At 58.4% G+C, this 16153-nt stretch carries 10 protein-coding genes; all 10 read right to left on the bottom strand.

Annotated features, from left to right (window positions below):
* Positions 1–96: 96 nt before the first annotated feature.
* Entirely contained in the window at positions 97–2043 is a 1947-nt protein-coding gene (locus tag B5G16_RS05170) for a LamG-like jellyroll fold domain-containing protein (RefSeq protein WP_162612023.1), read from the bottom strand.
* 114 nt (positions 2044–2157) lie between these two features.
* Positions 2158–4125, bottom strand: a complete 1968-nt coding sequence (locus B5G16_RS05165; protein ID WP_087261904.1) for a BT_3987 domain-containing protein — start codon at positions 4123–4125, stop codon at positions 2158–2160.
* Positions 4126–4179: 54 nt separating this feature from the next.
* Positions 4180–5472, bottom strand: a complete 1293-nt coding sequence (locus B5G16_RS05160) for a DUF1735 and LamG domain-containing protein (protein WP_087261902.1) — start codon at positions 5470–5472, stop codon at positions 4180–4182.
* A 2-nt stretch (positions 5473–5474) separates the two neighbouring features.
* Positions 5475–6485 carry a glycoside hydrolase family 18 gene (locus B5G16_RS05155; protein ID WP_162612022.1) on the bottom strand — a complete coding sequence of 337 codons (1011 nt, stop codon included), beginning with the start codon at positions 6483–6485 and terminating at the stop codon, positions 5475–5477.
* Between the two features lie 62 nt (positions 6486–6547).
* Entirely contained in the window at positions 6548–8191 is a 1644-nt protein-coding gene (locus B5G16_RS05150; RefSeq protein ID WP_087261898.1) for a SusD/RagB family nutrient-binding outer membrane lipoprotein, read from the bottom strand.
* Between the two features lie 12 nt (positions 8192–8203).
* Positions 8204–11575, bottom strand: coding sequence for a SusC/RagA family TonB-linked outer membrane protein (locus tag B5G16_RS05145; RefSeq protein WP_087261896.1), 3372 nt, complete (start codon positions 11573–11575; stop codon positions 8204–8206).
* Between the two features lie 128 nt (positions 11576–11703).
* Positions 11704–12672 carry a FecR family protein gene (locus B5G16_RS05140; protein WP_087261894.1) on the bottom strand — a complete coding sequence of 323 codons (969 nt, stop codon included), beginning with the start codon at positions 12670–12672 and terminating at the stop codon, positions 11704–11706.
* A 115-nt stretch (positions 12673–12787) separates the two neighbouring features.
* A complete protein-coding gene (locus tag B5G16_RS05135; protein WP_239405979.1) occupies positions 12788–13381 on the bottom strand; it encodes an RNA polymerase sigma-70 factor in 594 nt (197 codons plus the stop codon).
* 484 nt (positions 13382–13865) lie between these two features.
* On the bottom strand, positions 13866–14327 hold the full coding sequence (locus tag B5G16_RS05130) for a hypothetical protein (protein WP_087261892.1): 462 nt from the start codon (positions 14325–14327) through the stop codon (positions 13866–13868).
* Positions 14328–14391: 64 nt separating this feature from the next.
* Entirely contained in the window at positions 14392–15858 is a 1467-nt protein-coding gene (locus tag B5G16_RS05125; protein ID WP_162612021.1) for a ligand-binding sensor domain-containing protein, read from the bottom strand.
* Positions 15859–16153: the final 295 nt, after the last annotated feature.

Raw genomic sequence — 16153 nt, 5'->3', positions numbered from 1 at the left:
GTCGTGCCGGGCAGGCCTCACGCCCGCAACCCGAAAAAGACAGCCGGAACCCGAAGGTCCCGGCTGCCGCTTCATCCGTGAAACAAGGTCCCGACACTAAGGCAGGCTCATCTCCACGTAGTGCATACCCGGATCGCCGACCTGCTCGCCGTTCTGGCTACGGACGTTGATCTGACCCGTCATGTGGTTGCCCGAAGGTGAGGAGTCGATCACCGTGTTGCCCGAACCGCCGTCGAGCTTCCAGTAGCCCACCAGACCTTCGGAGTTAACCGGAACCGAATAGAAGTGATTCTCGGAGTTGATCTCCGCCTTCGAGAGGGCGCGATTCCAGATGCGGACCTCGGACATGTATCCAGGGAAGTAACGATCCGCATTGTACGAATATCCGATCCAGAAGGCCCGGGAAAACTTGCTCTCGTTACCCGTGAAGGTCGACCCCAGGTTCACACCGCGATTCAGCGCAAGCGAGGCACTGTGAATGAATTTTCCGTCGATGTAGAACGAGACGCTGGAGGGGGTCCACGTCACGGCAATATGATACCAGCGGTTCAACTCGGAGAGAGTCAGCTTCGCATTCGTCCGGTTGCCGCGGGAGGTCGCCACCTGGATCTGGTTCCAGGGCACCCCGACATCGCCCAGACGAAGCAGGAACTTGTCCTCGATACCCATGATGGTCGAGATGCTCCCGGCAGTGCGCGTCTCCTGGATGTTGACCAGCGCCTCCATCGTCCCGGCAGTCAGATTGTTGAGCGCCGCAGCGTTGCTCAACGTCGCGAAATAGCAGCGCGATGCCCGCATGTCGGCCACCTTCTCGATCAGACCTTTGGTCTTCTGCGTGATCCGGACGACATGCTTGACGGGTTCGGCATTGTCCGGAGCGTTCTTCTCGGTGAGCGTCACCTCGCACTCGCGTGCGGAGCCGCCGTTCAAGGCCCCGACCGAGAAGTGCAGCACCCCGTCCGCATAATTCTTATAGGTCAGCCACCCGTCGCCCGACTCGCCCAGCGCAACGTCGAACTCGATATTGGCCGTCACCGGAATATCGAGCGTCTGCTCCTCGACTCCGACGAAATAGGCCTGTTTCTCTGCCGTCAGCTGCGGTTTGACCAGCTGCGTGACCTTCAGCGTCGCCTCGCCCTTTTTCAGGCCCTTGATCTTCACCAAGGCTTCGCGCGAAGTCTCTCCGTCGTTCTGGCGCACGCTGAAATAGGCCGTCACCATGTTCCCGCCGCTCTCCGAGGGGCGAGCGATCGACCACGTCAGCCAACCGTCGTCGGCTCCGGTAATCTCGGCCGAAAGGTCGCGCGGATCGACATTCGTCGTCAGCTTCACGGCCACCCGCTCGTCCTTCGTGTAGGCCAGACGCAGTTCGGGCTTCGAGGTGATCTCGATGCTCTCGGGAATGCCGCCCGCAACCGTGATGCGGAAGGGAACCTGCTTGTCGTCCATCCTGAAGGTGTAGTCGGCGATCTTCTCCGCATCGGTCTCGTTGGCCTTGACATCGAAGACAACCTCGGCTCCGTCCTCGCCGCTCAGGGCCGAAGGCGTCACGAAATCCGACTCCCCTTCGAGCGTCCAGGCTTTCGAACTGGTCACCAGCACCGTCACCTTGCCGCCCTCGCGGGGCAGGTTGTTCGACAATTCGGGATAGTAGATCTCAAGCTGGGCCTCGGCTTCGGGGGCCTTCTTCTTGAGGGTGATCTTGAGCGGCACGCTCTTCTTGCCGCAGGTGAAGGTGTAGGTGAAGAGACGGTCGACCTCCTGGTCGTTGGCCTTGATCTTGAACGAGACGATGTCGCCGTCCTTGCCCTTCATCGCGGAAGGGGTCACCAGATCGTTCCCTTCACCCGAAAGGCTCCAGGCCCCGCTGCTGGTGACCTGGACAGGCACGTCGCCGCCCTTGCTGCCGACGGTCGCCGTCGACGGATTGATCGAGATGGCATCCTCGACGATCCGAGGCTCCACTTTCTTGTCTCCCTTGTCGCAGGCGCCGCAGAGAAGAAGCGCCGACGCGGCACAGATAAATAGACTGTTCAGTTTCATGTTCCTGTTGAATTGACAATGGTTGGTTGCGACCGGATCCGCCCGGTCGTTTTCCCCCGCGGCGGAAGCTCTCCCGGACATGGCCGGAAGAACCCTCCGCAGGAAAAGGTTCGGTTAGTTGATCGGATGGGGCTTGGGATCGTAGCGGCCCTCGCCCAGTTTGTTATAGACGTTCTTCGGATCCTGGACTCCCTGGCCGTAGCAGCCCTGGGCCATGTTGCGGAACTGTTGCAGCGAATGGGTGCGGTTGTTCTTGATGCTCCCGGTTCCGGAGGGGTCGAAAGCGAACCACATGACCCAGCCGTAGCCCTGATCCATGTATCCCTTGGCCTGCTCCGACGAGAGGGACATGCCGTGGTTGAGTTGGATGGAATTGCCCGCACAGCCGCTCAGGGTCATGCCGGTAACCGGACGTGCAGCACCTCCGTAGTCGGCGCAGACGTTGTCGATGAACTCGACGGGCTTGTGCTCCTGGCCATCGATGGTCACCGAAGGCAGCCTCGAAGAGATCTTGCCCAGGTAGTAGAGGTGCACCCAGGTCTCCCACGGGCAGAGCTCCTTCATGGCCTTCTTGGTCTCATAGCAGAGGCGTGCAGCCTGCTGCGAGGTGGCGGAACCCGAAATCCACTGGTTGGTCAAGGAGCCGTACCTCGAGTACTCGTCGTCGAAACCGATGCCGTCGAGTTTGTAGTCGAGGCAGATCTGGGCCAGTTCACGCCCGAACTGCTCGCAGCCCCAGTCGGTCAGACCGGCCACACCGGCGGCATCGTGGTTGCCCAGGATGTCCAGCAGCACCTTGATGCCCTTCTTGCGCAGGGGCTGGAGATAGACCTCCGACTCGTCGAGCAGCGCCCGGACGTTGGGATTGGCGTGCATGTAGACCTTCTGCTTCGAAGCGTCCCAGTTGATGTTGCCGGCGAAGAGCACCACGGCATCGAAGAAGGGCTGTCCGTCGTCGAGCAGATACTCCAGGGCGTTGAGCGGGTTGCAGTCGTTGATCTCGAAGTAGCAGATGTTGCGGATCTTCTTCGAACTGCCCTTCGAAACGAAGAGCTCGACATAGCGTGCGCTGTTCTGGACCGCCACGCCATCGCTCTTGGCCACGACCAACAGCGGAATCATGTAGGTGGTCACGTAGGCAAGCTCCTCGCTCGGGCTGATCGTCACCTCGACCGAAGCGGAGGTGTCGCCAGCCTTGACCGTCACCAGACCGTTGCCGGCGATCGTGCACGCCGAGGCCGGGAAGAGTTTGTAGTCGGTGCTGTTGTCGAAGTTGTACTCGTCGACGTGGCGCGCGTCGAAACGAACCTCGACCTGCACGTCTTTGGCCGCAGCCTTCTCCAGCGTGAAGGTCAGCGTCTTCTTCACGGCCTCGGCACCCTCGGCCGGGAACTCGATGCTCACCTCGTCGGAAGTCGCGAGCGAACCGGTCACCGTTTCTCCGGGTGCGGGCTCCTCGTCCGAAGCCTTCTGCGTCACGGCGATACGCACCGACTTGTCACCTTCGCTCGACTTCACGACGATCTGTCCCACGCGGGCTTCGCCCGTGTTGTCCTTGGCGTTCACGATGAGTTTGTCCCCGCTCTTCTCGGCCGTCATCCACTCCTCGGGATAGGTGAAGCTCCAGTCCGCCGCGTTGGTCTTCACGGTCAGCTCGACGGCCTTGTTGCCCGCTGCCTCGAAGGCGATGGGGTCCGAAGGCGTGACGCCCAGCACGATCTCGCCCTCCTCGGCGGCCGCCTGCGTCACGTTGATCCGCACGGGCTGCGCATTGCCCGCCGAAATGGTGATACGTCCCGGGCGCACCGACTCGGCCGTATTGGTCTGCGCATTGACCTTCAGCATATTGCCCTCCTTCTTGGCCGTAATCCAGTCGTTCTTCTCGACGTTCCACGACTCGGCATCGGTCATGATCGTCAGAACGACGTCCTCGTTGCCGTCGGCCTTGAACGAAATGTCCGAAGCAGGTTTCACACTCAACGTGTTCTGCTTGTCAACCTTCTCGGACTTCTTGCACGAGACAAGGCTTCCCGATGAAATGGCGAGCATTCCCGCCAAAAGCATCCAAATTGATCTTTTCATGTCTGTTTTGGTAATTAAAGGTTAGTGAATATGCATTCTGCGTGTCGGATCGGATCAGTTTTCGGGCAGCGAGACGCTCTGCCAGTCGATCTCGCGTTCGGTTTTCAGGTCGAACCCGTTTCCGGTATAGTCCCGGACAACCTTGCCCGTGGCGTTATCGTCGAACTTCCAGTAGGCAACCAGCCCCTCCGACTGCGGGTCGATCTTGTAGAAATGGTTCTCCGACGCAATCTCCTCGGCCGAAAGTGCCCGGTTCCAGATGCGCACTTCGCTCATCTGTCCGTCGAAACGACGCTCGTAGAAATCGTCTCCGTCGGTTTGCAGCCGGTACGAATGGCCGATCCAGAAACATCGGGGCTTGCCTGCGGTCTCGTCCGAATGCGGAATGGCGAAGTTCACTCGGTCGATCAGAACAGGCTTGCCGTCAGGACCCGAAACCTCGGCCCGGGACGACTCTTTGAGCTTGCCGTCGATGTAGACCCCGACCGTCCCGCGATCGAACGTCACGGCGATGTGGTACCAGCGGAACGCTTGGAGATCAAAACGACGGTCGGGATCCCCGGGAATCTTGCCCCGGGAGGGTGTGGTCGCCTCCTCCGAAACCTTCTTGGCGAAGGCTACCTGCAACTGGTTCGAGGGCCCGCTGTCGCCCAAACGAACCAGGAAGAGGTCCTCGACACCCATGATCGTCGAAATATCCCGGTTGAACGAATTGGCGTAGACGAGCGCTTCGAGCGTGAAGCTCTCCATATCCTGCACCGCCAGTGTATCCTCCGTCCACTCGGGCCATGCACAGTTGTTCTCCATCCCCGCGACAACGTTGATCAGTGCCGCCTTCGTGAAGACAAAGTAGACCGTGCGGGCACTTTCGAGTACCGGCATGCCGTCGGAGCCCGAAATCGTCACGGGAAGCACATAACGCTGACGTTCCTCGATGGGAAGCCGGTCGAGGTGCCCGAAGTCGAAGTCCAGCGGCTCGCTCTCGACCAACCCCGCAGGTATCGTGACCGAAACATCCGAAAAAACGTAGTAACCCCCATCGGCCGGAAGAAGTTCGGCCGCAGGATCCTCGTAAAACATCCGGTAGCGGTCGAGCAGCTCGGGGGCCAGAGAAAAGGTAACCGTGACATCCCGAGACTCCGGCTGGGCCATGCCGACCCTGACCTCGCAACGATGCGTCTCGGTGACATCGAGATTGTCCCGCTTGATGAAGACCTTGTCGGCAAACGACGACCCCGAAACGAAGACCTTGTTGTCGAAGTGGTATTTGCCCTCCTCATCGCCCCGGCAGGAGATCAATGCAAGGAGAACAAGAAGGATGCCTGCCAATGCAAATCTGTTTTTCATAATCAATGCCTGTTTTCGGTGTTGGAGTCAGAAATCGAAGGATGCAGAATCGCCAGCGCCGCCCGGATCCGTTTGTAGGTCGGCATGTTGAAGTAGTCCTCTTGTGCGTTCGAGACGGCAAGCCCCTGCTTGTCGCACTTGACCGTGGACGCCGTATTCGGGTCCATAACCCAGTCGGCTGCAACCTGAACCGTGGCGCCGACCTGCGCATCCTCGCCGCCGTCCGCCAGGGACGGCACCGAGGCCTCGAGGATGATCCGGTCGCTCGGAACGCCCTCGACCAGCTGATCGCGGACCTGACGGGAGATCGAAACCGAAGCCTTCGCATCTTCCGTCAGAATCAGGATATACCTGCTGCGCGATACGAGTGTCTGATCCGTGAGCCGGATAACATAGGCCGGATAGCCCCGGAAGAAAAGAAGCTTGTCCGGATGGGACTGCGCCCAGGAGTCGATGGCCTGAACGAAAGGAGCGGCGGCACTGCTATCGAAACCGCCCAGGTAGGAGGCCACGATCCCGTCGAAACCATAGGCCGCACTGGCCGACAGCTGCCGCTCGGTCTCCGCCTTGCAGTAGGCGGCAAAAGACGATTCCGTGTAATCCCCGCCCTGGCCCGAATCCTCGGCTTCCTCACGGAGCGCCTCCCACGACGTGCGGATCGTGGTGTAGTCCACAACGTTGAGCGTGCGCGTGCCCTTTAAGGCCCGAACCTCGCCAAGCTCGGACACAAAGGTCGGATGCAGATCTTCGATTCCGCTTATGAGCAGGTAGTCCACACTGTCCGGCATGGACATCGGATGCTGGTTCTGATGGCTCGGGGCCGAAGAACTACCTTCGATGTGCATCATCAGCAACGGATGTGCCGAGGCCTTGAACGCGCGGAGACCCGCCAGCGTGGCCGCATCGTGCTGCAACATGCCCGGAAGAAAATCCTTGTTGTCCGGGTCCGTCCAGTCGCTGCACGAAACCAGCAGCAGCGACGCGGAGAAAACCGGGATCAGTATCTTGTTCATTTTCATATATTCCTGTTCTTATGCTTGTTCTTGTTCCGTTTTCGTATCGCTTGCCCCCAGACCTATTGGATCGCAGGATTGCAGTCCCACCACATGCGGGTTGCCATGTTGTCCGAACCGCCCAGCAAATCCACGGCGCGGAGATAGTTCTCCGCATTGTTCGTAGCCTCGTCGGCCGGATAGGGCATCCGACGGGCTCCCAGACGCAGATTGCGGACTCCCTGGGTGTTGTTGCTCACAACGCTCTCCACGGCTGGAATCAGGTGCGGAAAGCCCGTGCGGCGAAAATCTGCCCACGCCTCGTTGCCCAGGTGGAAGTTCGCAATCCACTTCTGGATGATGATCCGCTCCTGCATCTCCTCCTTCGATGCCGAATCGTTCCAGGCTACACACAGCGACGAGAGCTGCGTGGTGTAGGTGTTCAGTCCGCCATTGGGGTCAGAGTATGTCTCGGGAAGATGAGTGCCCGACAGATACTCGTCGACTCCCCCCACGCCCCACTGCTCGAACGACAGACGTACGCCCTGCTCGTAGAAGCTCTTCGCATCGCCGCCGACCTCCCAGCCGAAAACTCCGGCGGCCTCCGCCCGAAGAAAGAACACCTCCGCGGCATTCATCCATTGCAGCGGCGTGGACATGCCTTCGACGAAGTTGACGCCCGAATAGAGCAGACCGACGGTGCTCAACGCCGGAATGGCTATACCGCGCCGCAACCCTACATACTCCGGGGCGTTATCGCCCGTAAACTGCGCCTTCGTGAAGTACTTCTCTCGGCGTGGATCTCCGTAACCGTTCATGTAGCAGATGATGTCGGCCGCAGCGTGGGAGTCGCCCCCCGTCTTCGAGCCCGCGGGTGTATTGTACATGCAGGCCGTATAAAGGGAATTGCCATCCTTGCCGAAGGCCTTTGCTGAAAGACGGGCATTGTCGTCGTTCGTCTGCATGACTCCCACGGGATGCGACACGGCCGCCTCGCCCAACTCCTGCGGTGTAAGACCCTGCGAACTGCGGAAATCGGTGTAGACGATGCGCATCGCAAGGCGCAGCTTCATCGAATTGGCGAAACGGCACCATTTGCGGGCCGTGCCGTCGAAAACCTGATCGGTGGTGGTCGTGATGCTCCGGTCGATGTTCGCGTCGAGAAGGGCGATCGCCTCGTCCAGATCATCGAACATCTGCCGGTAGACATCCGGCTGGTCGTCGTAGCCCACCTGGATCTTGCCCGTGCTCCCGATCTCCGAATAAGGTATCGGCCCGTAGGTGTCGGTCACACGGCTCAAAACGCAAACCTTGACGATCTTCATGATCGCATGCACCAGAGGATCGTCCGAGATCCCCTCGACGTTCGACATGTTGCTGTAAAGCTGCGGTATGACCTTGTCGCTGTACAGAAACACGCGCGTCCAGTCGTCCGTGGGATTGTATTTCGAGATGGTATTCGTCCACCCGTTGTTCGCATCGGCATAGTAACCGCCCTGCGTCCCGCCCAACAGACAGTCGGTGAACTGCGCCGTGTTGACGTCCGTGGAGATCACGCTCCCGAACATCGCGGACAGACCCGAGGCGACGGCATAATCCCTGACCGCCATCTGATCCCTGGTCACCTCATACGGGTTGCTGTTGATGGAAAGGTAGTTGCTCGTGCAGGAGCACTGAAAGACCGCAGCCGCAAAAAAAAGGTAAAACTTTATCGTTTGCTTGTTCATCGCTGGGAAGTTTTAAAATTTGAGTCGCAGATTGAAACCGACGCTGCGCAACGACGGCATCATGAAGTAGTCGATACCCTGATAGTAGTTCCTCGTGGTGGCGATAGACTCCGGATCGAACGGTGCCTTGTTGTAGATCATCCAGAGATTGCGACCCACGAGAGAAAGGGTGATATCGCAGACGTTGCGGAGTCTCTTCTTCGGAATCGTGTATCCGATCGAGGCCTCCTGCAAACGAACGTTCGTGGCAGAATAGGTGTAGAACTGCGGGATCGAGTTGCCCCCGGCAATGGCAGAGTACCACGTGTAGGCATCAACGCGGTCGCCGCCGTTGATCCACACGCCCCCGGCATCCCGCGCCGCGGCCGTGGCCTCCGAAACGCCGTACTGGTCGAGCATCGCCTGCGTGCGCGAGTAGACGATACCGCCGACACGTGCTGTAACCATAAACCCGAAGGTGAGATTCTTCCAGCGAAAATCGTTGCGCCACGACAGATTGGCATCGGGGAGCACCGATCCGAGCTTGATGTACCGGTTCACGTCTTGAAGAGTCTCCGTAGAAACCGATCCGTTCTCGTCGATGTAGATGGCATTGTTCTCGTCGTAGCGAAGGTCGCGACGTGAGTAGAGATCCCCCAGCGTCCCGCCCTCCTGCAACAGAAACTGGGCATCGCCCAATCCGCCCATGTTCAACCGCTCGATCGAAAAACGCTCGCCCGTGGCGTAGTTGATGACGTTGTTGGCCAGCGAGAGGATCTTATTGCTGTTGGTCGAGAAGGTGAAGTTCGAGTCCCAGGTGAAGTCGCGCCACGTATTCTTGTATCCCAGTGCGAGTTCCACGCCGCGGTTGCGGACGTTGCCCGACTGGATGATGATCGACGAGAAGCCCGTGCCTCCCGACAATTGCGGGTCGAAGGTCTGGTTCGAGGTATGGGAGTTATAGTAGGTCACATCGAGGTTGAAGTGCCGGAGAAAGCGCATCGTCAGGCCCAACTCGACGGATTTCGTCCGTTCGGGTTTGAGGTGGAAGGCCGGATACTGCGTCTGGGTGTTCCACGACAGGCCGCTCTCGTTCCACGAATAGAGCGGGTTGGCAATGTAGCGCTCGAAGGCCACGCCCACCGAGGCGAACGATCCGCGCAGCTTGATGTAGGAGAGGTTCTCGGGCATGTCGGGGATGATCTGCGACAGCACGACCGACAGACCCACCGACGGATAGAAGAACGACTTGGCGTTCGAGTGGGGGCCGGCCAGCTGCGAGGGCCAGTCGTTGCGGCCCGTCAGCGTGAGGTAGTAGGTGCCCTTGTAGCCGACCTCGGCAGAGGCGAAAACCGACTGCGTCTGCTCGCGCCAGCCCTCTTCCAGACGGGTGGTCTTGGTCGAATTGCTCAAATTCTGAATGTTGAAAACATTCGCCAGACCCTGCTTCTCCCCGGAAGAACCGTCCGAGATCGGACCCCGGATCTTCATGGCATCGTTCTTCATGTCGGAGAACGAACCGCCGATATTGGCCTGCAACGACCAGTCGTCGCCGAAGGTCTTGCTGATGTTCACCAGCGCATCGCCGTAGACCTGCCGGTCCATGGTCTTCGTCACGCCGTAGAGACCGTTCGACGACTGCTCCGTCAGCTGCACGTTCGATGAAGCGTACATCTTCTCGGTGTAGGTGTTGTGCGAGTTGTCGAGGCGGATGCGGCCCGAGACATTCAGCCAGTCCAGCACGTCATACGACAGCGAGGCGTTGAGCATGTAGCGGTCCTTGCGGTTGCCGCGCAGGTTGCGGTAGTTGGCCCAGTAGGGGTTCTGCATCGTGATGCTCCCGTCGCCCATCGGCCAGTACTGCTTCGAAAGCTTGTCAACTGGATCGTAGCGCTCGTACATCTTGATGTCCTCCCAGTCGCCGCTGCGCGCAAAAAGGTAGGCCCCCGTCAACGGATTGTTGTACGTCCCCTGATTGATCATGTTCAGATCCTTCTGCAAAACGTAGTTCGCCCCGACGTCGAGACGCATACGGTCGCCGAAAAACGACGTCGTGTTGCGGAACGTGAAGTTGTAGCGGTCGTAGGTGTTGTTCGGCACGATGCCCTGCGAATTGATCGCACCCGCAGACAGATAGCTCTGGTTCTTCTCCGTTCCCGTCGACAGCGAAACACTCTCGGTGTTGGCAACGCCCGTGCGGAAGTAGTCCCTGCGGGGTTCGTAGCCCTGCCGGTTGGCGCGGTTGAGACGCTTGCCCCAGCTGTAACTGTCGACGTTGATCGGAGTCGTGAGGTTGCCCGTACCGTAGCGGTTCTGGAAACGCGGAAGCACGAACGGGGACATGAGCTCAACGCCCGACGTGGCCGTCACCGTCAACTGGCCGGACTGGCCCTTCTTCGTCGTCACAACTATGGCCCCGTTCGCCGCATCAGACCCGTAGAGGGCCGCGGCTGCAGCACCCGTCAGCACCGAGATCGACTCGATGTCCTCGGGGTTGATGTCCGCAATGGGATCGGTCGTGCCCTGCGACGAAAACTCCGTACCGCCGTCCCGCGCCTTGGTGAACATCGGAACACCGTCGATCACATAAAGCGCGTTCGACGACTGTGAGATGGATTTCGTACCGCGCATGACCACCTTCGTGGCTCCGCCAACTCCCGACGACGAGGCGTTGATCGTAACACCTGCGACCTTTCCGTTGAGCGAATTGATGAAGTTGGCATCCTTGTTCGACGTGATCGACTCCGAGGTGACCTGCTGGACATTGTACGACAAAGCCTTCTCCGAACGCTTGATACCCAGGGCCGTAACAACAACGGATTCAACCTCGACAGACTCGGGTTTGAGCTCGATGTCGAAGGTCGAACGAGTGCCGACAGATAGCGTGACGCTCTGGTAACCGATAAAACTGACCTGAAGTTCGGGCTGCGGAACCGAGGACGGAAGCGACAGCGTGAAAGAACCGTCAAGACCGGTCGTCGTACCGACCGTCGTGCCTCGGACCAGTACCGTGGCACCGATAACCGCTACACCTTCGGCATCCTTCACTACACCCGAAACCGTCGTCGGACGGGAGGATGCCGGACGTTTCGAAAGCACGATGTTCGGAAGCGTGATCTTGTAGGCGATGTCCGTATTGCGGAACAGCAGCGCCAGAGCTTCGTCCAACGGACGCGAATCGAGGCGGATCGAAACCGGACGAGCCGTGTCGATGTCATTGGTATAGAGGAAGAGAAATCCGGTCTGTTTCTCGATCTCGGTCATGACGCTTTTCATCGGAACATCCGTCATGTCGAGCTTCACCGTAACTTCCCGGGTCTGCGCCCACGACACGGTTTCGCAGAAAAGTACGGCGACAAGTAGAGTAATCAGGCATTTGATTTGCCCGATACCTGTTTTTTTCATAACTTTGTTCAAAGGATAAATAGGTTAGCTTTCGTAAGACTGTTTGTCCTCGGGTCCGCAGATGTGGCAGCATCTGCGGACTTTTCGTTGCAACGGACAAACAGAGGCTGTAAAATCGGATCTCGGGTTCAATTCATAGGCAAACTTTTTCGGCTTTTGACATAAATGGTATTGGTTTCACTGTCGTGCATGTAGATGAAATCCGAAGTCATCATCTGCAACAGATCCAGGGCGTGGTCGATGCCGTAGGAGACCCGGATCTTGCCGTGATAACGCCGCTGCGAGATCGCCTCCGGATGTTCGACGTCGATCCGCACGCCGTAGTAGCGTTCGAGTTTGGCGATGACCTCCCCGAAGGTCAGTCCGTTGAGGTTCATCAGACCGTCGACCCAGCGGAAATCGTCCGGATCGGTGATCCGCTCCAAGTGCAGATGACCGTCGACGAGATGCACCTCTTCGTCGGGTGAAAGGATCAGCCGCTCGCCGGCATGTTCCAGATTCCGGATTTCGAGCCGCCCTTCGAGCAGCGTCGCCGAGAAACTCCGCGTCGCAGCATCGGCCAGAATGTTGAACTTCGTACCCAGAACCTCGGCCTCGCAGGCGAAAGTCTCCACAACGAACGGCCAGTCGGCATCGTGCTCCACCTCGAACATCGCCTCCCCGGAAACCTTCACCTGCCGCCTGCGGCTCGAAAAAAGGGTCGGATATTCGAGTTTCGAACCGGCATTGAGCCACACGACGGTTCCGTCGCTCAACGTGACGGAGATGCTCTGTCCGCTCGGAGCCGTGAGGGACATGAAGTCCCGGGCATGCCGCTCGACAGCCTGCCGCGTCAGGAAGAGTGTCGCTCCGACACAGAGCAGAACTCCCGCCGCGAGACCCGCACCCCAGTGCAGGGTGCGCTTCCAACCGGACATCGGGCGGGGAAAAACCCGGCTTCCGGCCTCACCGAAGAGAATTCCGATGTTCGACACGTAGTCGAGCCGGTCAAGCCGCTGCCGGTTTTCAGCCGAAGCGTCCAGCCAGTCGAGCACCTCGACAAGCTGCTGCTCGGAGAGCTCGTTGCGCAAGTATTTCCGAAGGGTCAGATCGTCCATCTCGTCTGCTTTGTACTATGATAACAAACAAGCGAGACGGGTAAGTAGTAAAAAAACGGATTTTTTTCAAAAAAAATGGAAAAACGCCCTCCGGAGGCCTCCGGAAGGGGGGGGGTCAGAGCCGGTGGGTGAAGAACCAGACGATCAGCGTCACGGGAAGATAATCCTTCAACGCATCCCGCAGCAGATCGAGGGAGCGGCGAATCTCGAAATTCACCCGGCTGACCGTGATGCCGAGCTCCTCGGCGATCTCCTTGTAGGTCTTGCCCTCCTCGCGGCTCAACAGAAAGACATTCCGCGTCGTGGTGCCCATCCGGGCAAGGGTCGCGCTCATCAGAATCCGGATCTCTTCCGAAAAGATCATATCCGGATCGCACGCCGTGAGCGAACGGATATCGGCCTTCATCAGCCGCTGATGCGTCGAATGCAGATCCATTTCGGCCTGCCGATGGCGGACCTCGGCATTGAGGTAGTTCAGACAGCGGTTCTTGACCGAAGTGAAAATATAGGCCGGAATATTGATCTCTGCGGGAAGGCTGTCCCGGATCTCCCAAAAGGAGACGAAACTGTCGGAGACGATATCCTCGGCTACGACCGCATTACGCACATAACGACACGCCACCGAGACGAAACGGGGCTTGAGCTCGGAAAAGAGTTTTCCAAATTCGGCGGCCGTGATGATCGGACACGGCCGTTCGTTCTCCATCATAAATCTCACAAGTTCGACACGCCCGATCCCGAAACGGCCCGGAACCCCGCCGATCCGCACGATGCGGAAAGCATACCCGGGGCCCGATGCGTTGCAACCGGCATAAATCCGTGTCCTACAACATCATTCTACCTCAACAGAAAAACCTCCGCCGGCCGCTTCCCGGAACCGGAGAGACTTTTTCATCGAGCAAAGATACTCTTTTTTCGACAATTACAACCATTTGCCGCTTTACATCGAAAAAGAACACCTGACGAGCCGATCTGTTTACCTGCACGCAAGGCCCGGATCGACAGGGAGGGAAAGCGCCGTTTTTGGCGCCTCACGGTAAACGGCCAATGCGCCGAAGCCCGGGCCGCCTCTCGCCCCAGTATCGGGTCCGACTCGCGGAAAGACGGCGGAAAACGGCCCGGAACGCCCGGGCAACAAAAGAGACGATTTGACCGTGATCAAATCGTCTCCGCACACCGAAAACCGGACTTCACTACATCTGCTCGATATCCGAGCCGTAATCGGCATACTGGACCGATTTCCGAAAAATACCCGACGAGCAGTCTGCCGTCGTGAAGGGATTGCTCGCAACCTTTTCCAGCGTATTCGTGTCCGGCATTACCGCCGATCCGCTCGCCGCAACCGCCCAGTTGACGCCCGCATCATAGAGAATATTATCGGCAACCGTCGCGGTGGAGGCATCGGATTTCAGCTTGTAGAGGTACGACGAGTAGGAGCTGTCGAGCGTCACGCAGAAAATATTCCGCTCGTAAACCACATTCGCACGGTTCAGAACCAGGAAGATGTTCGTTCCCCGCAGATTGACGAAGCTGTTGTTGCGGATCGTCACCTCCACCGGAGTCTCGTCACTCGTTACCGTGTCGAAATTCCAACCCATGAGTTGGATCCGCTCCACCGTCGTCTTGTGGTACAGCAGGTTGTTTTCCAGATACAACGATCCGAAAACCGACGGATTCGCGGTCGTCCCGATATTGAAGAAGGCGATGCTCTTTGCGTTCTCAAACTCGAAAACCGAACTCTGGAAACGGATCGAACCAATTCCAACCGTCGTCTTCGACGTATAGCAGCGACGATACGGCCCGTATAAGATTCCCGGGCGGATCCTGGAACAACTGCCGGGACTCTCCCGTATCGGGATCGAATTCGCAGACTCCGTCCTGTGTGGCAATGATCAGTTTTTGGTCATGCAGGACGATATCGCGGACTATGTCCGACGGAATCGTCCGCGGATTGCCCGGAATGGACCGGTAATGGGTGAAGCGATTCGTTTTCGGATCGAAACGATTCAATCCACCCAGGTGGGTCCCGACCCAGACGACACCCCGTTCCGGATCGTTGCAGATGGCCTTAACGTTGTCATGCGAGAGGCTGTTCGGATCGCCCGAATGGCGATAATGGCGGAATTTCCCGGTCCGGCGATCCAAAATGTTCAACCCGCCGCCCTCGGTGCAGATCCACAGGTCGTGCGATCCGTCCTCCACGATTTTCCCGACAATAGGCGACGACAACCCCTCGCCGATTCTGTCGGATGTCCCGTAACGGGTAAAGATTTCGCATTCGGGATTGAAATAGTTGACTCCCCCGAAATAGGTTCCCACCCAGACCGTACCCTGCCGGTCGCAGATCATCGCCCAGATCGAATCGTGCGAAAGGGATCCGGCCGATCCGTCGGAGACGTAGGATTTCAGACTCCCCTGCTCCGGGTCGAGACGGTTCAGCCCCAGGAAGGTTCCGATCCAGATCTTCCCGGCGGAGTCCTCGGCAAAACAGCGCACGAAATCCGACCGCAAACCCCGAGACGACGCCCGAAGGTTGTCCCAACGCCCCTCGGCACTCCGGAAGTAACAGCCCTGATTCCAGGTCCCCACCCACAGCCTATTCCGCGAGTCTTCATAGATATTCGTGATGTTGCAACCCGCAATCGGCTGCGTGAAATTTCCGTCCGGGGCGTATTCGAAAAGCCCGGTGTTCGTTCCGATCCACCACGTGTCGCGGGAGTCCCGCAGCATCCACGTTATTTCGGTGGCCTTCCCGGCGGGAAGTTCGTGGAGAAGGCTCAATTCCCCGGTCTCCGTGTCGCAACGGTAAATCCCGGTTCCGCGGGCGACAAAAAGCCCCTCTTCGTAGCAGATTGCCGAAACGTTACCCTGCAACAGCGTGCCGAACTTCTCCCGAGTGCTGTCGTAACGGGCGATTCCCTCGCTGCACAACAGGTACAGATTGCCTGCACCGTCTCCCGTTATGCGCTGTACGGCGTTGTAAAACAAACTGTTGGGATCGTCCTTATGCCATTTGAAGACCCGGATGCCGTTGCTGTTGTAGCAGTTCAGCCCTTCCCGGGTACCGATCCAGATGAATCCCCGTTCGTCGCAGTACAGGGCATTGACCGAGACATGCGAAAGCCCGTCATCCGGAGTCAGATGACGGAACGTGATATCCTGTGCGGAAACACGCTGGAAAAACATTCCCAAACAAAACAAGCAACAACACAGACGACGGAGCAAGATGGCAAAAGACATAAAACAGTGGTGTATATCGATAAAACAATCACTCTTCCGGCTTTGAACAACATCCAAATTTATCGTTTTTTTCCGAAAAAAAGCGCCGGGTCGGGTCAAAGCGCCTCATTTCTCCGAAAAATTCCGGCCATGCCGAACGGTTCCACCTTGTAACAAACTGTCCTTGAAGTCTTCCCGTTTTCACATCGGCCGGGCCAGACCCCGAGACCCCGCCTTCCTCCGCAGACTCTCGACCCGCAAA

Origin of the sequence: Alistipes sp. An66 (assembly GCF_002161445.1) — a bacterium.
Lineage (GTDB): Bacteria > Bacteroidota > Bacteroidia > Bacteroidales > Rikenellaceae > Alistipes > Alistipes cottocaccae.
Note: the sequence above shows the minus strand (reverse complement) of the source record. Positions and strands in the feature narration are given on the sequence as shown.